This is a genomic window from Bacteroidota bacterium, from assembly GCA_016706865.1.
In the GTDB taxonomy this organism is placed as follows: domain Bacteria; phylum Bacteroidota; class Bacteroidia; order Chitinophagales; family BACL12; genus UBA7236.
The window spans coordinates 635,795-657,626 of sequence record JADJIS010000002.1 but is presented as its reverse complement, the minus strand read 5'-3'; the positions used below and the strand labels follow the sequence as shown (position 1 = coordinate 657,626).

General features: G+C 35.8%; 20 protein-coding genes. 8 read left to right on the top strand and 12 right to left on the bottom strand.

Annotation, left to right across the window (positions count from 1 at the left end; genetic code table 11):
- The first annotated feature begins 9 nt into the window (after window positions 1-9).
- Genes IPI31_05910 through IPI31_05900 form a run of 3 tightly spaced genes read left to right on the top strand, consistent with a single transcriptional unit; the run spans window position 10 to window position 2,659 of the window.
- On the top strand, window positions 10-993 hold the full coding sequence (locus IPI31_05910) for a flippase-like domain-containing protein (protein MBK7567346.1): 984 nt from the start codon (window positions 10-12) through the stop codon (window positions 991-993).
- A complete protein-coding gene (rfaE2, locus tag IPI31_05905) occupies window positions 980-1,477 on the top strand; it encodes a D-glycero-beta-D-manno-heptose 1-phosphate adenylyltransferase (protein MBK7567345.1) in 498 nt (165 codons plus the stop codon). Before IPI31_05910 ends, rfaE2 begins: the two co-directional genes overlap by 14 nt.
- 42 nt (window positions 1,478-1,519) lie before the next feature.
- Window positions 1,520-2,659: an acyl-CoA dehydrogenase gene (locus tag IPI31_05900; protein ID MBK7567344.1), complete on the top strand. Its 1,140-nt coding sequence runs from the start codon at window positions 1,520-1,522 to the stop codon at window positions 2,657-2,659.
- A gap of 417 nt (window positions 2,660-3,076) precedes the next feature.
- Here the strand turns inward: IPI31_05900 and IPI31_05895 are convergent, their stop codons facing one another.
- The 9 genes from IPI31_05895 to IPI31_05855 all read right to left on the bottom strand — a co-directional run bounded on the left by IPI31_05895 (window position 3,077) and on the right by IPI31_05855 (window position 12,514).
- Entirely contained in the window at window positions 3,077-3,799 is a 723-nt protein-coding gene (locus IPI31_05895) for a DUF2807 domain-containing protein (protein MBK7567343.1), read from the bottom strand.
- Window positions 3,800-3,975: 176 nt separating this feature from the next.
- Window positions 3,976-5,358, bottom strand: a complete 1,383-nt coding sequence (locus IPI31_05890; GenBank protein ID MBK7567342.1) for an NADH-quinone oxidoreductase subunit N — start codon at window positions 5,356-5,358, stop codon at window positions 3,976-3,978.
- A complete protein-coding gene (locus IPI31_05885) occupies window positions 5,359-6,828 on the bottom strand; it encodes an NADH-quinone oxidoreductase subunit M (protein MBK7567341.1) in 1,470 nt (489 codons plus the stop codon).
- A gap of 3 nt (window positions 6,829-6,831) precedes the next feature.
- The gene (gene nuoL, locus IPI31_05880; protein ID MBK7567340.1) at window positions 6,832-8,742 is read right to left on the bottom strand and encodes an NADH-quinone oxidoreductase subunit L; all 1,911 of its coding nucleotides are present in this window, start codon (window positions 8,740-8,742) and stop codon (window positions 6,832-6,834) included.
- Window positions 8,743-8,746: 4 nt separating this feature from the next.
- Window positions 8,747-9,085 carry an NADH-quinone oxidoreductase subunit NuoK gene (gene nuoK, locus IPI31_05875; GenBank protein ID MBK7567339.1) on the bottom strand — a complete coding sequence of 113 codons (339 nt, stop codon included), beginning with the start codon at window positions 9,083-9,085 and terminating at the stop codon, window positions 8,747-8,749.
- The gene (locus IPI31_05870; protein ID MBK7567338.1) at window positions 9,078-9,581 is read right to left on the bottom strand and encodes an NADH-quinone oxidoreductase subunit J; all 504 of its coding nucleotides are present in this window, start codon (window positions 9,579-9,581) and stop codon (window positions 9,078-9,080) included. The genes nuoK and IPI31_05870 overlap by 8 nt, the downstream gene beginning before the upstream one ends.
- Before the next feature lie 29 nt (window positions 9,582-9,610).
- Window positions 9,611-10,159 carry an NADH-quinone oxidoreductase subunit NuoI gene (nuoI, locus tag IPI31_05865; protein ID MBK7567337.1) on the bottom strand — a complete coding sequence of 183 codons (549 nt, stop codon included), beginning with the start codon at window positions 10,157-10,159 and terminating at the stop codon, window positions 9,611-9,613.
- A 155-nt stretch (window positions 10,160-10,314) separates the two neighbouring features.
- A complete protein-coding gene (gene nuoH, locus IPI31_05860; protein ID MBK7567336.1) occupies window positions 10,315-11,349 on the bottom strand; it encodes an NADH-quinone oxidoreductase subunit NuoH in 1,035 nt (344 codons plus the stop codon).
- Between the two features lie 208 nt (window positions 11,350-11,557).
- Complete coding sequence (locus tag IPI31_05855) at window positions 11,558-12,514, bottom strand: (2Fe-2S)-binding protein (GenBank protein MBK7567335.1); 957 nt, start codon at window positions 12,512-12,514, stop codon at window positions 11,558-11,560.
- A 548-nt stretch (window positions 12,515-13,062) separates the two neighbouring features.
- Here IPI31_05855 and IPI31_05850 point away from each other — a divergent pair.
- Both IPI31_05850 and IPI31_05845 read left to right on the top strand, forming a co-directional pair.
- Entirely contained in the window at window positions 13,063-14,736 is a 1,674-nt protein-coding gene (locus IPI31_05850; GenBank protein MBK7567334.1) for a hypothetical protein, read from the top strand.
- A gap of 77 nt (window positions 14,737-14,813) precedes the next feature.
- Entirely contained in the window at window positions 14,814-15,275 is a 462-nt protein-coding gene (locus tag IPI31_05845) for a hypothetical protein (protein MBK7567333.1), read from the top strand.
- A gap of 9 nt (window positions 15,276-15,284) precedes the next feature.
- On the opposite strand, the gene IPI31_05840 is transcribed toward IPI31_05845, so the two are convergent.
- Window positions 15,285-16,574, bottom strand: coding sequence for a T9SS type A sorting domain-containing protein (locus IPI31_05840; protein MBK7567332.1), 1,290 nt, complete (start codon window positions 16,572-16,574; stop codon window positions 15,285-15,287).
- 108 nt (window positions 16,575-16,682) lie between these two features.
- Here IPI31_05840 and IPI31_05835 point away from each other — a divergent pair, with 108 nt between their 5' ends.
- The 3 genes from IPI31_05835 (at window position 16,683) to IPI31_05825 (ending at window position 19,610) form a co-directional block, all read left to right on the top strand.
- Entirely contained in the window at window positions 16,683-17,126 is a 444-nt protein-coding gene (locus tag IPI31_05835) for a GNAT family N-acetyltransferase (GenBank protein MBK7567331.1), read from the top strand.
- Between the two features lie 124 nt (window positions 17,127-17,250).
- Complete coding sequence (locus IPI31_05830) at window positions 17,251-18,687, top strand: MBOAT family protein (GenBank protein ID MBK7567330.1); 1,437 nt, start codon at window positions 17,251-17,253, stop codon at window positions 18,685-18,687.
- A 5-nt stretch (window positions 18,688-18,692) separates the two neighbouring features.
- Window positions 18,693-19,610 (top strand): hypothetical protein, encoded by a 918-nt coding sequence (locus tag IPI31_05825; GenBank protein ID MBK7567329.1) that lies wholly within the window; start codon window positions 18,693-18,695, stop codon window positions 19,608-19,610.
- A 52-nt stretch (window positions 19,611-19,662) separates the two neighbouring features.
- Here the strand turns inward: IPI31_05825 and IPI31_05820 are convergent, their stop codons facing one another.
- Window positions 19,663-20,133: a lipocalin family protein gene (locus IPI31_05820; protein MBK7567328.1), complete on the bottom strand. Its 471-nt coding sequence runs from the start codon at window positions 20,131-20,133 to the stop codon at window positions 19,663-19,665.
- 250 nt (window positions 20,134-20,383) lie between these two features.
- Window positions 20,384-21,757: a DNA repair protein RadA gene (gene radA, locus IPI31_05815; GenBank protein MBK7567327.1), complete on the bottom strand. Its 1,374-nt coding sequence runs from the start codon at window positions 21,755-21,757 to the stop codon at window positions 20,384-20,386.
- Window positions 21,758-21,832: the final 75 nt, after the last annotated feature.

Here is a 21,832-nt window from a genome sequence, read left to right as displayed (position 1 = left end):
CTGAAATTTGTGATATTCCTATCCATTGGAATTGCACTCATTTGGTATATAACAAAAGATCTTACACCGGAACAAAAAGACGAATTGCGTTTGTCGTTTCGTTCGGCAAATTATTGGTGGGTGGCTTTATCTATTCTGATCGGAGTATTCAGTCATTATATAAGAGCGCTTCGTTGGAAAATGATGCTTAAACCCCTGGGTTATGATCCGCGTTTAAAAACAACTTTTTATTCGGTGATGATAGCTTATCTCACCAATATGGCAGTGCCGCGTTTAGGAGAGGTAACACGTTGCGGAATTATGCAGCGATATGAAAAAGTTCCATTTGATAAAGCCTTGGGAACATTAGTTGTTGAACGCTCCATCGATCTTTTATTTTTATTTTTGGCAACCTTTCTATTATTTGTAACACAATTTACACTCATATACGATTTTTTTAATGAGAAGGTGATCATTCCTATTTCAGAAAAAATTTCCTTTAGCACCACCACAATAATTATTATTATTGCAAGTGTTTTGACTTTTATTTTCCTTGTCTGGTTCCTCATTAAAAAATTTAAACATACAGAAGCCTACCTTAAGTTAAAAATTATGGCAATGAATGTGCGTGATGGTATTTATTCTATCCGCCATTTGAAAAACTTCAAACTTTTTATTTTTTATTCTATATTGATCTGGGTCTGTTATTTTTTAATGGTTTATGTTTGTTTTTATGCAATAGAACAAACAACACATTTTGGATTAAACCAGGCATTGGCAGTTCTTGTTTTTGGCACAGTTGGAATAATAAGCACACCGGGAGGTATAGGAGCCTATCAACTGATCGTAACGGAAACATTAGTGGCACTCTACGGGCTCGACCGCACCTATGCAATATCTTTTAGCTGGTTGGCCTGGAGCGCACAAACAATTATGATTATTTTTGTGGGAGTAATATCCTTATTACTTTTATCACGGGTCACCCGAAAAGAACTTACGCATGAAGAAGAATGAAGTTATATTAGAAAAAATTTGTGATGAGAGATCACTTCTGCAAAAGTTATCGGTATGGCGCTTTCACAATAAAAAAATTATTTTTACCAATGGATGTTTTGATATTTTACACAAGGGGCATGCATGGTTATTAAATAAAGCAAACGGATTAGAAGATAATGCAGTACTCATAATTGGATTAAATTCAGATGCATCGGTTAAAAGATTAAAAGGAGAAAGCAGACCAATTAATACTGTGGAAGATCGCGCATTATTATTGGCGAGTTTATATGCCGTTGATGCAGTTATTATTTTTGAAGAAGATACTCCTGATCAGCTGATTAAAATGATTAAACCGGATGTATTGGTGAAGGGTGGAGATTATAATGCAGACGAAATAGTAGGAGCCGACACCATGAAATTAAATGGTGGAAAAGTAATTATCATTCCTTATCTGGAAAATTATTCCACAAGCAAAACAATAAATCAACTCGCAGATCAATAAATTTGCGCAAAGAAAATAAATTTAAACTATAAATTACACAATATGAATTTCGAACTTACCGAAGAGCAACTCATGATAAAACAAGCGGCAAGAGATTTTGCACAAAATGTTTTAAAACCCGGAGTTATAGATCGCGATCGCGAAATGCGTTATCCCTATGAAGAGGTAAAACAAATGGGTGAACTCGGCTTTTTAGGAATGATGGTCTCTCCTGATTACGGTGGAGGCGGAATGGATACCATGAGTTATGTACTTGCAATGGAAGAAATTTCGAAAGTAGATAGTTCATGCAGTGTAATTATGAGTGTAAATAATTCGCTGGTGTGTTGGGGATTAGAAAACTTTGGAACCGAAGAACAAAAAAGAAAATATTTACCGGATCTCGCTTCCGGAAAAAAAATAGGTGCCTTTTGTTTGAGTGAACCTGAAGCAGGAAGTGATGCAACATCTCAACGCACCACTGCGGAAGATATGGGTGATCATTATTTATTGAACGGAACAAAAAACTGGATCACCAACGGAGGAACGGCGAGTATTTATTTAGTAATGGCACAAACAAGTGTTGAGAAAGGTCACAAAGGAATAAATTGTCTTATTGTTGAAAAAGGCATGGACGGATTTATTGTCGGAGCGAAAGAAGATAAACTCGGGATTCGCGCAAGTGATACACATACTCTATTATTTAATGATGTAAAAGTTCCTAAAGAAAACAGAATTGGTGATGATGGTTTCGGATTTTCTTTTGCGATGAAAACATTAAGCGGCGGAAGAATTGGAATTGCATCACAAGCATTGGGAATTGCTGCAGGTGCCTATGAATTATCGTTACAATATGCAAAAGAAAGAAAAGCTTTCGGAAAAGAAATAGCACAACATCAGGCAATTCAATTTAAATTGGCCGACATGGCAACCGAAATTGAAGCTGCGCGATTATTAATTTATAAAGCTGCACAATTAAAAGACGCACACGAAAATTATGACCTCGCATCAAGTATGGCTAAAGTATTTGCAAGCGAAGTTGCCATGCGCACCACAGTGGAAGCAGTGCAAATTCACGGCGGTTACGGTTACGTAAAAGAATATCACGTTGAACGTTTAATGCGCGATGCAAAGATCACACAGATCTATGAAGGAACGAGTGAGGTGCAGAGGATTGTAATTGGGAGAAGTATTCTTAGGTGAGGGGGGGAGTGGTGAGTAGTGAGTTGATTCACGTATGCAGTAAGTTTTTTCTACTGACCAAGTCTATCGATAATCGTGAGGCGTGAATCGTGAGGCGTGAGTTCGCTTTTCGATAGCCGTATGAGTTTACTCCTGACTAATGACTCTTGACAAATGGCGAGTGGTGAGTTTGCCTTGATTGGAACTTAAACTTCGCATTTTACAATGAGTAATGAGTTATGAGTTATGAGTAATGAGTTATGAGTAATGAGTAATGAGTAATGAGTGCGTCCCATTTAGGATTTATGATCAATTAATAATTAAATATTCCTTTCCACGCGAAGTAAAATCACCCTCCCGACTACATTCTCAACTCTCCATTCTCAATTCACTCGAAGCAAAATCATCCTCCCATCGAACATTGTCAATTATCAATTGTCAATTATCAATTACTTTACCCGATCCTGCAACATTTTTCTTCACATCTTTAGGATTTCCGTAATAAATAATATCACCTGAACCTGCAATACTTGCCTCGAGCATATTATTGGCATAAACCTTTGCACTTCCGCTTCCTGCAATATCACCGGTAACATCTTCTGCAATTAAATCATTTAACATAAAATTGCCCGAACCTGCTATACTGAAAGTTACTTTTTTGGTAGTCCCTTTTAGCGTGATATTGCCACTTCCAGCTATATCACCCTTTAATCCTGCAGATTGAATAGATGCATCTATATTTCCGGAGCCTGCTACTGAAGTTGCAATTGTTTCATTATTTGTAATAATATTTGTTGATGTAAAATTTCCGCTTCCGGCAACATTAATTGTTTTTAAAGCAGCGGTACTGAGATAAATTTTTACATCACCTCCCTTGGTATTTTTATATTGGTTGTCTTTAATTCCAATAGTTAGTTTATCGCCCTTCTGCAATACCTCTATTTTTTCAATTGTTGCCGCATCTGCATCAATTTTCAGCGTGGCTGCATTATCTTGAGTAAAAATAATATCATAAGGCACTTCAACATTTAATTCCGTAAATGCTGAAATATCTACGTTTTTTCCCTCTATTTTAAGTACGTTTCCGGTAAAGGATTGGAGAATTAATCCTGTTGCAACAAAAAACACGATGATGGTTGCAAATAAAGTTACTTTTTTCATGATCTGATATTTTTATCTTCCAACCTGAAGTCGTTTGTGTCCCATTTATATTTTAGACACAAAAAACTTCCGGTCCGAAAGACCGGTTAATGAATAGGAAACCAAGTTAACTGTTTAAAATGAAAAATTATGCGAAGAATCCCCGATTTTAACTTTTTTTAATGTAGAAACCTGTTTCAGGCAATAAGATCCGTAATAAGATCAGGCATCAGACCCAAAACCAGAAGTATGATGACACCCAGTATCAAAACCAGTTTATAACTGAAATGTATAGGCACAACAGGAATCTCACTATTGGTATTAAAGGCATTTGCCATTACACGGAAATAATAAAATACGCCCACCAAAGAGGTGACAACAGCAACCACTACCAACCATATCTGATCGGCCTGAATAGCATTTGCGAATACGGCATATTTTCCGAAGAAACCTGCCAATGGAGGAATACCAGCCAGCGATAACATGGCAAAGGCAAGAGTAACGGCAAGCATTTTATTTTTAACAAAAAGCCCTTTTAAACCGTCGATGGTATTTATACCTGTATGATCTTTAATGATGGAATAAATGGTGAATGCTAAAATACTGGCAACTCCATAAGATGCTAAATAATATAAAATATATTCATAGGTATTTACTTGCAATGTTGCAACGGCAACCAAAACATAACCCGCATTTGCAATACCTGAATAAGCCAATAATCTTTTAAAATTGGTTTGGTATAACGCAGTTACATTCCCTACAATTAAAGTGAGAATTGCAACTACAGTAATTATCTCTTGCCAATTATCGGTTTGTACTAAACCTGACATCACTATAAAACGAATGAGGCCACCAAAAGCTGCAGTTTTAACTACGGTCGCCATAAAGGCGGTGATCACACTAGGAGACCCCTCATATACATCCGGTGCCCAGAAATGAAATGGCACAGCGGAAATTTTGAAAATAAAAGCTCCGAGAATTAAAAAACATCCTGTAATAAATAAAGCGGGTAGATCCCCTTCAGAGGCATAAATAAAATTAAATATTCCCTGCATTTCAAACGTGTGGGCAGTTCCATAAATAAATGTTATTCCCAACAATAAAAAACAGGAAGCAAAGGATCCCATTAAAAAATATTTTAATCCCGCCTCATTGCTGAATAAATTTTTTCTGTTACTCGCAGCAAGAACATATAATGGAATGGAAAGTATCTCGATACTGATAAATAACATTACCAGACTTTGAAAAGAAACGAGCAATATTCCACCTATCATCGAAAAAAGAAACAAAGAATAAATATCCCCCAGGTGTTCCATGTTTTCCCGGAAATAATATTTGCTGATGATGAATACACCCATGGTCAATAAGATCATAATTATGCTGAATCCATAGGAAAATGGATCGAATTGCAACATATTTCCGATAATATCCTCATAACCGCCATTTAATTTTAAAAAGATGATACATAGCGCTGCGATACAGGCGAGTAACACCAACGGCAATGCAATGCGCTTAAATTTAAACACCCCCACAAACATGGACGCAATACCTGCTGCTGCTAAAATTATAATTGAGGTCATTTATTTAATTATTGTTCCGTTGATCTTTGTTTGGTATTGTAAAATAATATCACTCACACTTTGTTCAGTAAGATTTGTTATCAATTGCGGATAAACGCCGAAAACAAAAATTAATATCACAATAGGTATCAATACCCATTTATCCATAGTATCGAGATCGGAAAAGGTATTCGTTTTATTGTTTACCTCTCCCAACATCACTCTCCGATAAGCCGAGAACATATAAACTGCTCCTAAAATAACCCCGCTACCTGCAAGTAAACACAACCATGGGTTTACTCCGAAAATAGAATTCAACAACATAAATTCTCCCGGAAAAGCATTGGTTAACGGCAATGCAACACTTGCAAGTAATATCACCAAAAATAACCCTGCAAATAAAGGTGCCTTAGTTCTTATTCCACCCATGGAATGAATATCGTGATCATGAAATTTGCGGTATAATATCTGACATACATAAAACAAACCAACTACATTAATGCCATGCGCAAGCATTTGATTTAATCCGCCCTGTAAACCCATTTGAGTTGCAGTAAATAATCCGGCAGTAATTAAACCAACGTGTGCTATACTCGAATAGGCAAATAATTTTTTGAGATCTTTTTGCACCCAGGCAATTAAAGAAGCATACAGTACACCTATCGATGCAAAAACGATCACATATATTCCATATTCTTCCACGGCATGTGGAACAACCGGAATTACCCAGCGAATGATACTGTATAAACCCATCTTCAGCATAACTCCTCCCAACAGCATAGTTGCAGGCGATGGAGAATAGGTGTAGGTATCCGGTTGCCAGGTATGAAAAGGAAATACCGGAATTTTAATTGCATATGCAAGCATAAATGCCAGGAATAAATACAATTGAATATTTACCGGAATATTTAATTGATATATAGCTAAAATATCTGTTGACGGAGTTTCACTTTGTATACTCAACCAGATAATGGCAATAAGCATAAATAAACTTCCGAAAAGGGTGTAAATAAAAAACTTAGCGGTTATCTTTTTATTATCTCCCCTTCCCCACCACAACACAAGAAAATACGCAGGTATTAATGCAAGTTCCCAGAAAATATAATAAAGGAACATATCCAGTGAAACAAAAACGCCGTTCATTGCACCTTGCATGATCAGTAAAAAGGAGTAAAATATTTTTGGATTTTCGTATTTGTCTTTAAAGGAGGAAAGAATAATTAATGGAGATAAAATATTAGATAATAATATCATCAATAAACTGATACCATCCATACCAATATGGAAACGAATTCCCAGCATATTAACCCATGCCTCATTAATAACAAACTGAGTTCCTCCTGCTATATCAAACTGACAATATGTGACTATACCCAATGCTAAAGATGCAAGTGCCGACACCAGCGAAAATTGTTTCGCAAAATTTTCAGGAAGAAAATAAATGATCAGTCCTGAAACAATTGGTAATAATATAAGTATTAATGTCAGCATGAATTACATCAAAATAATTAAAAGGATAATTCCGCCCATGCCCAAAGCCATGGCGAATAAATAAAAACTTACATTTCCGGTTTGAATACTTTTTAATTGTGTTGCAATATATCCTGTGGTTTTCGCCGCACCATTCACAAATCCATCAATAATTTGCAGGTCGAATATTTTATAAAAAAATTCACTTAAGGCGTGTAAAGGTTTAACAATTACAGCATTATATATTTCATCTATATAAAATTTTTCATTTAATATTTTACCGGCGCCGTGCATATCAACATCACTTTCCGGAACGGCTTTGCGTTCCAAATATTTAATGCGTGCAGCCACAATGGTTAATACAATTGCCATACTTGCAATAAACATCAATATCCATTCGGTAGTAGTATCTAAATGATGTTCGTGAATGGGGACGATATCACTAAAATAATGCATCATCATTTTATCTCCCCCAAATAATTCTGGAATATTTATCAATCCCCCAAAGATCGCAAGCACACATAAAATGATCAAAGGCACAGTAATTACTTTTGGCGATTCATGAATTTTACTTTTTGTTTGTTCATTCATTCTCTCGTCACCTCTGAACACGAGATAATATAATCGCATCATATAAAATGCAGTAAATAATCCGGCGATCAATCCCAATCCCCACAAAACCGGACTGCGCATATAGGCCCCAGCTAAAATATCATCTTTAGAGAAAAATCCGCTGAAAGGAGGCACAGCCATTATTGCCAAAACACCAAATCCGAAGACCCAATGCGTTACTTTCATATATTTTCCTATACCACCCATTTTGCGAATATCCTGCTCTCCGTGCAAACCGTGAATAACAGAACCTGCACTGAGGAATAATAATGCCTTAAAGAATGCGTGGGTAATTAAATGAAAAAAAGCAGCTTCATATGCACCAACACCAATTGCAAAAAACATCAACCCTAATTGACTAACAGTTGAGTAGGCTAAAACCTTTTTAATATCATTTTGTTTTAAGGCGATACTTCCAGCAAAAATAGCAGTCACTATACCCACCACCATTATTATATCCATTGTAATTGGTGCCAGTGAGAACAATAAATTACTGCGCACTATCATATAAATACCAGCAGTTACCATGGTTGCGGCGTGAATTAATGCACTCACCGGTGTAGGACCCGCCATGGCATCGGGTAGCCAGGTATATAATGGAATTTGTGCGCTTTTACCACAAGCTCCGATAAATAATAATATGGTAATGATGGTTATGATGTTTGTATCGGGCACGTAACTTGCGCCAGAGCTCACATCCAATTTATTGTTAACTCCTTCAAAAGTAAGAGTACCTAAATATTGGAACATGAGAAATAATCCGATCAATAAAGCGAGATCGCCAATTCGATTCATAATGAAGGCTTTGCTTGCTGCCTTATTATATTCCTGATTTTTAAACCAGAATCCAATTAATAAATAGGAACATAATCCAACACCTTCCCAACCCACGAACATCAGCACGTAATTATTTGCCATTACTAATGTGAGCATGAAGAAAATAAATAAATTCAGGTAAGAAAAGAATCGGTTAAATCCTTCATCACCGTGCATATAACCGATAGAATAAATATGTATCAGACTTCCCACGCCGGTTATCACCAGCATCATTAATATGCTGAGGTGATCAATTAAAAATGCGAATGGAATTTCCATCCCCCCAACACTAAACCAGTTAAAAAGCTGAACATTTATTTCCGGAGTGGAGCGCAATTCAAAAAATAATACCAAAGTAAGAATAAAGGAAAGCACTATCCATGCACTAGCGTGCCATCCTGCAACTTTTTCGGAGATCTTATTTTTTAAAAAAATATGTATCAAAAACCCAAGCAAAGGCAATGCTGGAATCAGGGTAACTATTATATTGAGTGTTTGTTGATTCAAAAGATTACCATTTAAGTTTATTCAATGCGTTAATATCCAAAGTTTTTGTATTTCTATAAATCATCACCAACATCGCCAATCCGATCGCCACTTCTGCTGCAGCTACCACCATGATAAAAAACACAAATGCCTGACCTGCAGGATCATTGTTATAGGATGAAAATGCTGCTGCCATAAGATTGATGGAATTCAACATTAATTCTATGCTTAAAAATACTACGATCAAATTTCGGCGCATTAAAATACCGATCACACCAATGCTGAAAAGGATAAGACTCAAAACCACATAATTTTCCAATGGAATTGTAACCAGTTGCTGACTTAAAGTTCCGGTATTATCCATTCGACGACTCCTTTTTATTTATAATAACCACACCAACCATTGCAGAGAGGAATAAAATACTGGTCAATTCGAAGGGAATTAAAAATTCATCGAATAATACTTTTCCCAAGGTTTGCACAGATCCTGTTTCTGCGTGCAGCGAATCGGCAACATAGGTTAACTGTGTTTGATAAAAACTCGCAAATAATAAAATGAATACCATTCCACCGGTGAGCACAGCAGCAAATCGCAAAAGATTACTTTTCGAAAAGGTAGAAGATGTGTTTAAATTGAGAAACATGAGCACATATAAAAACAATACCATAATAGCTCCTGCATATACTATAATGTGCACAATGGCTAAAAATTGCGCGTTGAGCATAATGTATAAACCCGCAACTGCAAAAAAACAAACCAATAAATATAATACACTATACATAGCATTGCGTTGAAACAGCATTAACAAACTGCTTGCAATTGCGATCCCTGAAAGAAAATAAAAAAATATCTGGGTCATTGGTTGTGAATCAAATTCTTTCTAATTGTTTAATTGGCGCCCTCGCGGGTTCCTTTTCTTCTGATATCAATATCAATTCGGTCTTCTTTTGCAACTCCTTCCACCAACATATCCTTGGTATAAATAAACTGATCGCGGTTATAATTAGATAAATTAATGCGATCGGTCAGATATATTGCGTCTTTAGGACAAGCTTCTTCACATAATCCGCAAAAAATACATCGCAGCATATTTATATTGTATTCAGTTGCATATTTTTCTTCGCGATATAAATGTTCCTCACCTTTTTTTCTTTCTTCCGCAACCATTGTTATTGCTTCTGCGGGACAAGCTACAGCGCATAATCCGCAGGCTGTACAATTTTCTCTTCCTTCTTCGTCTCTTTTTAATACATGTAATCCGCGCCAAACCTTACTGTGTTCGCGGGTTTCTTCGGGATAATTTACGGTGACTTTCTTCTTAAAAAAATGTTTTATCGTAATGCGCAATCCCCCCAACAATGCAGGAATATACATCCTCTCCATAAACGTCATTTGTTTATTGGAAACTACTTTACTTCTGTTTGTTAGTTGTTGCATTTTATGTTAAGGTAACTACTATTAATTGATACATTTACTTTTATGACCTATGACTTATGACCTATGACGTATGACCTATGACATAGGACCTATGACGTATGACCTATGATATGACTTATGTCCTATTTCCTACTTCCTACTTCCTACTTCCTACTTCAACTAAACAAAATCACCGCCCCCGTGATCAAAACATTTAATATCGACAACGGCAATAATACTTTCCATCCCAAATTCATTAACTGATCGAAGCGGAAGCGCGGTATTGTCCAGCGCACCCACATGAAAAAGAAAATGAAGAATAATATTTTAGCAAAAAATACTGCCACACATATTAAAGCGAACCACACTTCTCCAACAGAATTCTGCACAGCATCCATTCCCGGAAAATTATATCCTCCAAAATAAAGTGCAGATATCATTGCAGAGGAAATAAACATATTTACGTATTCTGCAAATAAATAAAATCCAAGTTTCATGGAACTATATTCGGTGTGATATCCTCCTACTAATTCTGTTTCTGATTCCGGAAGGTCGAATGGCGTTCTGTTACATTCGGCAAATGCACAAATAATAAAAATTAAAAACCCGAGGGGTTGAATAAATACATTCCAGTGCATTCCGGCCCAGGCACTTTGTCCTTCCACTATATCACCAATACTTAAAGAACCCGACGACATAATAATTGCAATAATGCTCATACCCATGGCAAGTTCATAACTTATCATTTGTGAGGAAGCCCGAACAGCACCCAATAATGAATATTTATTATTACTAGCCCAACCACCTATCATAATTCCGTAAACTCCTAAACTTACTACTCCTAATACATATAATATTCCGATATTAATATCTGCTACTTGTAGTGGAACTTTAACACCCCCAATGGTAACTTCAGGTCCCCAGGGAATAACGGCGCTTGTCATTAATGCCGTGGTCATTGTAATTGCAGGACCGGCAATAAATAAATATTTGTTTGATGTTGCAGGTAAAATTTCTTCTTTCATAAACATTTTAAGACCATCTGCAAGCGGCTGTAATAGTCCAAATGGTCCTGCGCGATTTGGTCCGAGTCTATCCTGCATAAAAGCAGCAACCTTTCTTTCCGCATAAGTGCTGTAGGCAGCAATAGTGAGAGAAAGCGCAAAAAGCACTACAATTAAAATGATTTTAAAAATTAAAACTGCAGCCATGGTTTTGATTAGCAAATTAGCCAATTAGCAAATTAGCAAATGGGGATGTTTTCGTGAAATGATAAATTGTTTTTTTGTTCATGTTTTAATTTCTATCTGGAAATTAATTATTTTTCATTTAAGCTTGCGGCTTACTTTAATCTTTATTTTAGAAATTAATTTTCAAATTACCCTAATGCAATCATTTGCTAATTGGCTAATTTGCTAATTATTGTATTTTCTTTTGCACTACAGGTAATTCGTAGGGCAGTTCATAATGATTTTGTGCAATAACGGAATGGTTATCAATATGTGCCGGGCCTTCCACAACCCAATCTTTGGTTTCTTTTTTATCGAAACGGCACTCGTTGCAAATAAATCCTTCACTTTCTCCCCATTTATCTTTTCTTGAGGTAACTCTTAAAACTTCTTCTCCCTGATACCACAATGTTACCTTCCCAGAACATTTCTCGCAATTGCGATGCGCGTACATTGGTTTTGTGAACCAAACACGGCTTTTAAAACGGAAAGTTTTATCGGTAAGCGCTCCTACGGGACAAACATCAATCATATTCCCGCTGAAATCGTTGTCCACTGCTTTTTTAATATAAGTTGAAATTTCGCTCACTTCTCCCCGGTTAAGCACCCCATGAACGCGTTGATCGGTAAGTTGGTCTGCAACCTGCGTGCAGCGGTAGCAAAGGATACAGCGATTCATGTGCAATTTTATCTTATCGCCGATATCGTCACTTTCGAAGGTTCTTCTTTTAAATTCGTATCGGCTGGAAGCCACGCCGTGTTCATAACTAAGGTCCTGGAGATGACACTCACCGGCCTGGTCACAAATGGGGCAATCGAGAGGGTGATTGATCAGTAAAAACTCCACAACGCCTTTGCGGGCTTCAATTACCTCGGGTGATGTAGTATTTTTCACCTCCATTCCATCCATAACGGTAGTTCTGCAGCTCGCCACTAATTTTGGCATGGGGCGAGGGTCTTTTTCCGAACCTTTGCTCACTTTTACAAGACAAACCCTGCATTTTCCGCCACTTCCCTTCAAACTCTTGTAATAACACATGGCAGGAGGAACATTCACCCCTATCATTCTTGCAGCCTCTAAAATTGTTGTCCCCGCAGGAACTTCAATAGAAATATCGTCGATCGTAACTTTTGGCAAAGTGGCTATTAATTTGAACCGTTAATGTTATGGTTTTGGCGCTGCAAAGTTACGGATTAATAAGAGGATAAAAAAAATTGGAGCACATATCTTTTTGGGTTCTTTCGAAGGGTCGGTCCCGCTTTTCGCTTCAACTCCTCGCTCGTTCCTCGCTGCGGGGTTTCCGCTACAATCGGGTGCAGATAAAATACCTTGCAATTTTTTCGAGGGCTGGTCGGGGGACTTCAGTAAATTTTACATTAATTTCAAATTAAAGCGCCAGCCTGAATTTATGGTTTATCGTAGAGTCGCAATGAATTGCGGCATTACAAAATCACATTGTTATATCCTGGATGATTTATTGCCAATTTGAACCTATTCCATTAAATATTTTACCCTAGTCCCTGAGACAATTTTTTATTTATTACCCCTACTTTGTAACAAATTTTTCATTTTATTACCTTGTTTTTGTAACATAGACCATCAATTTTAACCTTACTAATTTAAGGGGTACGATACCCCCTAATCCATTTTTTATATTTTTACATTAGAACCCTTGCTAACCCAACCTATTCCCTATGCGAAAAATTAAACTCATTTTTTTATTATTCCTTTTACCAATTACGCTTTTAGCGCAAGGTGTACTTGACGGAATTGAAATATCGAATACGACATTAGATACGGAAAATAATTCTTCACCCGGAACTTTTATTTTACCTGATATAGCACCTACATCCACTGCCGAACAAACAGAAGCCTTCCATTTTATCATGCAATATCAAATGGGAGTTGCAGGTACGGGTTTTTACAAAAAGGATGAGTATATAGGTTTGTGCAGCGCAGAAAGTAAAAAAGGAGGACCTTGGAAACCTATAGATGGTTATAAAAAAACATTATGTGGAAATTTGATCGAAAAGTCAACTCCCCCTTCGGCCGACTATGGTTATCCTATACATTATGGTGACGACAGCGATTTCAATGCATGGGTGGATCCGCTTGATGTATTTAAATTTATTGGCGATTCGTCCACACGACCGGGAGTAATTGCAGTTACCACAAGAGATTTTGAAATACGTGAAAAATTAAAAGGTACATTGCACTACGAAATTAACTTCCAAAACAGTGATGCAGATATTTACGTTACGGATGAAACATTAAACTACCCGGAAAATAATCAAACTTGCGTTTATGGGCCCTGGGTTTTGGATCTTGGACATAGAGGATCGCCTTTAGTTATTGTTCCCTCAGGTTTTACATTAAAAAAAGGTTGGGCAGAAATTCATCCTATTCAACAAATGTGGCAGACGCAGGATCGCGGAGCGAATATTTTTACTTATGACCTTCTATTCGCCAGAGATAACAGTACAAGATTTAACAGTATCAGCGATTTCGAATCTTGTAATGGAGATACAAAAAAAGTATGGATACCAGAAAAGATGGAGAATAGTTATTATGTAGCTATTGAAATTCCCATAGAATCAGAACAATATAATAATTATATCCTGACACAGAATTCGGCAAATGGAATGGAAATATTAACCGATGGAAATGTAATTGTACCGAAGTTGGTTTATAAAAATAAAGTTCTAGCAACAGTTCAATTACCGAATGCAAATTATAAAGCTGAATTTGTGGAAATGTGCAAATCAACAAATAATACTTTGCAGGGTTATTTAAAAATAACAACCTCACTTTTATTTACAGAGCCTGGTGCCTATGCTTTCTGCACACTATTACTGGAAAAACAAACTAAAAGAAAACAATTTGATGTAAAATATATCATTACCACTAAAACAATAAAAGTAATAAATAAAGAGGTGATTGAAATAGAAACTAACAATAATTTTATATCAACTCCTTTAAAAGCAATATTAAAAATATCAGGTAACAATTCAATAAATTCTGAAATTATCTTAATGAAAGATGTATTGCAGGTTGTGGATAAATCCATAAGTATTCAACACAAAATTTTTAATGCGGAATATTTAAAAGTTGAACTTCTTTCACCTGCTTTTTCAGGGGAGGGTTCCACGATCCAATTTTTCGAATCACCAGATGGTATAGGTCTCAATGCTAATCTAAATGATTTTAATGGAAGAGATATTACAAAACAAATATATTTATCTGTAGTTGAATCAGATCCCAATATTGCTGACCGGGGAATAATTTATACCCTGGAGATGGTTTTTAATATTAAACCTTATGAAGAACCCTTTCCTTCTATAATAGTTAATCCCTCCGTTCGCGAGTGAAATTAAATTGAATTTCAAATGGAAAAAAAACACGTGTATTGGATAGATCTTATAAGTGTTGTGTAAATTTGTTTTTTATGCCCGAACCACTACTCCTCCGATCCCAAACCAGCATCGTTTATGTGCTTACCATTTTTATATATTTTTTCTTTGGGTGGATATTATATTCCATATTGATGGGAAGTAACGATCCTATTGCAAGTATGTTGGCAGTGGGTTTAGCCTGTTTATGGCTTACCTATTCCATAAATGTTATTTTATCGCTTAAAGTTGTTTTGTTTTATGAAAGTTATTTAACAATTATGGCATTTGTAACGCGAAAAAAGATCACTATTCAATATCATGAATTCAGCACTTTTCATTATGTTCCGAAAACTGTAAAGAGTTTGGGAAGAATTGCAACAAAAAGTGAAAACGATAAGATAAAATTAACTACAACTGACGGCAAGGAAATCTATTTCAGAGAAATGCAGTTCGATAATTTTTCCTCCATGCGCGTATTCTTACAAAAAATAATACGTGGAGAACATTTAGATTAATGGAATTAATTATTCTATCATCAAAACAGCACCTTCATCAACATCCTCATTCTTTACCTGTAAAAAATACATGCCTGATGGCACAGGTAATTGTATGGAAACAGTATTATTTTGAGGGGAAATAAATATATTTTGTTTATTCACTTCTCTTCCCATTATATCAAATATCTGTAGGGATAATTCGCCGGAATATCCTCCTATTTCTAAATTAAATTCTCCGTTTCCCGGATTAGGATATACACTGATATCTGCAGATACAATATCATCAATTCCTAATGCTTCACAATTCACAAAAACATCGTCCGACGAAATTGAACAACCGTCTTCATTTGTGATCATTACAGTGTAGTTGCCACTTTCGTTAATATTGATCAGATGACTGGTTTCCCCGGAAATTATTTCACCATCCAGATACCAGGTATAGGTTGCATCATTTAAAATATACGTAGTTAATTTACAGTCGTCAACTATTATTACAGGAGTTTCCGGTGCTGATGAAATTTCGATTCTTAAATGAACGCAGAAAGTTGTGAAACATGCACCATCCGCCTGAACGTAATAAGTTGTGCTAACATCAGGTGAAACAACTAAATTATCATCCGTGCTGATGGGGGTTGATTCACAATTGTCCTCATACCATATCCAACTTGCCATTGAACCTAAAGATCCATTATCAATTGTTAAGGTAACAGTACCTTCATCACATAAAATTGTATCCGTGGCTATTATGCCGTCCGGCACAATGGATTCGATACATTCTGAATAAGCGCAGATCGAAAAATCACCAAAGGCATCATTATTTACTTCCCACAAACGCAAGAATATTGTAGTGCCTGCCGGTGCCAGTACTATTGCGAAACCAGGCATTAGATCAGCATAAGAACTTCCATCCGCAATACAACCGGAAGGATAGTTATTTAGGTCGGCACAAGAACCATGATAGATCTGCATACCCATATCATTTACCGTTGGTCCATTATCAGTTTCAATTATTACAAATTCTCCGGCTGGAACGGTAAACTGAAACCAAATATCTCCCTCACTATCACCATCGCAGGTAACAATAGCTTCGTCAGAATTTGTGGCTCCCACATTTGTACCATCTACAAACAAACAACTTTCATTTACTTCAAGAACGGTTGCATCGCAAGGCCAGTCATTAACTGGAGGAACGATTTTAGAATTTACCTTATTGAAATTTTCAGCAAGTGGTTTCACGGAAATGTTTTGCGATAACACAATTCCGGCAGAAAATAAAAGTAAAAAAAAGGCAAATAAATGGTTATTGAGGTGCTTCATTTTGGATGAAAATATTTTCAAAGATAATAAATTTGGAAAAGCTGTAACATTTATTCTATCTGAAAGGTCAAAATACATAATCCCGGTACGGAATTATACCTTAGCACTATGAAAATAAGAGAGGCGTTGGTTACAGACATCCCCGAGATTCAAATTATCCGCCATTCTGTAAAAGAAAACATTTTATCGGATCCCAATTTAGTTACAGATGCCGATTGTTTTGAATACATAACAAACAGAGGCAAAGGATGGGTTTGCGAGACGAATAATTTATTGGTTGGATTTGCTATTGCCGATCTGCGGGAAAATAATATATGGGCATTATTTATTTTACCCGAATATGAAAAAATGGGTATAGGAAAAAAATTACACGACACTATGTTGAAATGGTATTTTTCTCAAACTGACAAAACTGTTTGGCTCAGCACCTCACCAAATACAAGAGCGGAAAAATTTTATCGAAATGCTGGTTGGAGGGAAGTTGGAATTTATGGTAAGGGAGAAATTAAATTTGAAATGTCCTCCGCCGAATGGAATGAGGTTTCAAATTGAAATTTTAAACTAAACAAATCATATTTTTAAGTCATTTTTACAGCTTAATACCGTTCTAGCACTGTTAAAAAATTTTTAACCTTACGCCAATTAATTACTTTTATGCAAATCTTCTGCCCATAAGATGCTTTTTAATTCCCTTGGTTTCGCCCTGTTTCTGCCTATAGTATTTATACTGTATTGGTTTGTTGCCAACAGAAATCTTAAATTTCAGAATGTATTACTATTAGCATCCAGTTATTTTTTTTATGCATGCTGGGATTGGAGATTTCTTTTTCTTTTACTGTTTTCCACCCTATTGGATTATTTGTCGGGCTTAAAAATTGAAAAGGCGAAGAATAAAAATCACAAGAAATTTTGGTTTTATTTAAGTATCATTATTAATCTCGGATTTTTAGGGTTTTTTAAATATTTCAACTTTTTTGCAGAATCCTTTGGAGAGCTGCTATCCCAATTCGGACTACAGGTAAATCCATGGACCTTGAAAGTGATCTTACCCGTAGGTATTTCCTTTTATACTTTTCATGGATTGTCGTATGTAATTGATATATACAAAGGCAGAATTAAGGCTGAACGCAGTTTTCTGATATACGGAGTATTTGTAAGTTTTTTCCCTCTTTTGGTTGCGGGTCCCATTGAAAGAGCTACACATCTCCTACCCCAAATTCAGAAAAAAAGAACTTTTGATCATGATCACGCCGTTGATGGATTAAGGCAAATATTGTGGGGGTTATTTAAAAAAATTGTGATTGCCGATCAATGTGCAATTTACGCAAATGAGGTATTTAACAATTCAGAAATGTATTCAGGAAGTACTCTTTTATTGGGTGCCGTATTTTTTGCCTTTCAAATTTATTGCGATTTTTCAGGATATTCTGATATTGCAATTGGCACTGCAAAACTATTTGGTATAGATCTGTTAAGAAATTTTGCCTACCCCTATTTTTCAAGAGATATTGCTGAATTCTGGCGACGATGGCATATATCACTTTCCACCTGGTTCAGAGATTATTTATATATTCCGTTAGGAGGTAGTAAGGGAAATGTAGTTACTAAAGTGAGAAACACCTTTATCATATTTATAATCAGTGGATTCTGGCATGGTGCAAATTGGACATTTATAGCCTGGGGTGCACTTAATGCTATCTATTTTATCCCTTTATTGTTATTAAATAAAAACAGAAACAATCTGGATATTATTGCTGCAGGAAAATATTTACCTGGCATCAAAGACTTCTTTAAAATGATCCTGACATTTATGCTGGTGGTTTTAGCTTGGATATTTTTCAGGGCAGATGATCTTCCACATGCATTTCAATACATTTCTACCATATTTTCAAATTCACTTTTTAAAGATCCGCTTCTCATACCGACTACTGTAAAGGTTTTTGTTCCAATTTTCCTGATAGTGGAGTGGCTTGGCAGGGAACATCAATTTGGAATTTCAAACATGAGAAACATTAGATCCGGAGTAATAAGATGGAGCATTTATTTAATAATATTAGCAGTTATATATGTTTATTCAGGTAACAGTCAGGAATTTATTTATTTTCAATTTTAATTTTTATGAAGAAATTTCTTGCACAAAGTTTTGGTTTTTTTCTTATAGTCTTTATAATATTAATTATATTGAATTTTCGCTTTAAACAAACTATAACACCATATGATTACTTTGGATTTCAATACAAGGAGATATTACATCCTGTTTATAATGCCAACACAATAATTTTAGGCACATCACATGCAACACATGGTATACAACCTGCCCTATTAAATGATACGGGAACAATAGTTTATAATTTCGCCTGCGATGGTGCCAATCCGGAGTTTTATCAAAATTGGTATCAAACCATATTCAAACCTAATTATCCAAAGCCCGACAAAATTATTTTTGCAGTGGAATGGTTCCTTTTTGATACGGAAGAACTTTGGAGAACCTTTGAACATGATGCACTATATTACCCAACCAATATTTATTTAAGCAGTTTAATCAGCAATAAAGGTCTGAATAAAACTACGCTGATAAACAATAGATTTCCGGTTCTTAAAAACAGAAGGTCGCCACAAAGGCTTATAAATTATGATCCATATCCATATTTGACAGCAGAATATAATGCGGGGTTCATTCCGGTACAGGAAATTGGCAGGCCGATCAACGAATTGGAAATAGAAAATTTTAAAATTGAAAAAGATCAACAAAAGATATTTGAAAATTTAATTAATACCTTTATAAAGGAAGGAATAGAATTGATTTTTATAAACCCACCCGCTTATAATTCCTCTGGAATTAAATATAAAAACTCGGGATTGCAAAAATATTATGATTCCATTTGTGTTTCAAATAACATTCCTTTTTTACAATATAACACTGAGAGGCGTTCATATATAAACAATGACAAAAAATACTTTAATGATGGTGGACATATGAATTATGCCGGCAGTTCAGAGTTTTCAAAAATGTTAAAAAATGATTTGGACCAATAAAATAATAGAGAATAAAATAAGCGAAAACACCGAATTGAAATTTAATGCACTGTTAATTACATTTCTGATCGGTGATTCTGAGTTTACTTACATCTAAACCCTTTTCTCTTGTCCTTTCAATTATTGCCTGATATTCTTTCTCATCCATTAAGGGTGTCCTCGACAATATCCACAAATATTTTTTATTAGGATGACTCACCACAGCATAACTATAATCATCTGCCAGATCAATTATCCAATATTTGCCTTTAAAAGGCCAGAAAAATTGCACTTTCAATTTCGCATTTCCTGAATTTTTTTCAACAAATGCCTTGCCTTTTATATAGGATAGTGTTCCTTTTACACTATCCTTATTACACCTGTTTTCCACAATAATATAACCTTTATCGGTTGGGGTGTATTCAGCAGTGGTGCAATGGCAACCTTTCTGAAATCGTTGAGGAAAGGAGGCAATTTCATACCATTTTCCGGCATATTTTGCGAGATCCACATTTGGAACTGTTTGCATTGTTTGTGCTGACATATTTGTATATGCTAAAATTGAAAATAAAATGATTATAAATCCCTTTTTCTTCAACATTGTTATAAATGTTAAGTTATTCATTGAACTATAAACAATGAAACGGGGATAAAGTTTAAAAGTTTCTTTTGTATTGAGAGTTGAGAATTAGCACTGACTTACCAATAGAAATCTTAACTCCAATCCGACGAAAATCCAAAAATTGTCAATTGTCAATTGTCAATTGTCAATTGTCAATTTTTTTACTTTTCTGTTAAACAAAAAGCCGCTGATAAACCTCCTCCATCTTCCCCGCAGCCCTCACCTCAATATTATATTTTTTAATATTCAGCGATTTCATGTTGTGTTTGGAGATATAAATAATTTCGAATCCTAATTTTTCTGCTTCCATTATGCGTTGTTCAATTCGGCTTACTCCGCGCAGTTCTCCGCTCAATCCTATTTCTGCAGCGAAACAAATATTCATTGGCATAAAAGTATCTTCAATGGAAGATAAAAGCGCACATGCTATACTCAGATCAATTGCAGGATCTTCCACCCGCAACCCTCCCGCAATATTTAAAAACACATCCTTATTTCCGAATGCAAATCCTCCGCGTTTTTCTAAAACTGCAAGCAACATACTCATTCTTCGCAGATCAAATCCTGTTGCTGTTCTTTGCGGATTTCCATATACTGCAGGACTCACCAATGCCTGCACTTCAATTAACATCGGTCGCATACCTTCCATGGTGGCAGCTATAGCTACTCCGCTTAACGGTTCATCCTTTTCGGTAATTAATAATTCACTGGGATTATTTACTTGTTTTAATCCATCACCTTCCATTTTATAAATACCAATTTCACTTGTGGAACCAAAACGATTTTTAATGGTGCGTAAGATCCGATGGGTATAATTTCTATCACCTTCAAATTGTAAAACAGAATCCACCATGTGCTCCAATATTTTTGGTCCTGCTATATATCCTTCTTTATTAATATGTCCGATAATAAAAACAGGAACATTACTTTCTTTGGCATAACGCTGCAATTGTCCGGCACATTCTTTTATCTGCGCAATACTTCCTGCAGTTGCATCTACAAAATCGGAAATTAATGTTTGGATGGAATCAATTATTACTAAACCAGGTTCCAGATTTTTAATCTGAGTAAATAATTTTCCGATAGAAACTTCCGTGGAAATAAATAATTCAGGATTTTTTCCTTTTAGTCGTTCAGCGCGCATTTTAATTTGTTGCTCACTTTCTTCACCACTCACATATAAAACTTTTATTTTTCTTAGCTCGAGAGCGAGTTGTAATAACAAAGTTGACTTGCCTATTCCGGGTTCCCCGCCAACCAAAATCAGACTTCCGGGCACTATTCCGCCGCCAAGTGTTCTGTTCAATTCGAGGTCGATGGTAACAATTCTTTGTACATCTCCCGCTGCAATTTCATCGAGTAAAATGGGTTTATTTCCCCGTTTATCAGGTTTTTCCTCCTTCCAGATCTCCTTTGGCTCTTGCCTTTCCACAACTTCCTCCACAAAAGTGTTCCACTGGTTACAACTGGGGCATTTCCCTTGCCATTTTGGCGATTCGAACCCACATTGCTGACAAAAAAAGGCTGTTTTTGATTTAGCTGCCATGATTTAATTATTGTTTTTAAGAGCTTTTCGCACAAATTATAACGTGTATCTTTGCCCATCTTGTGATGAACAGGG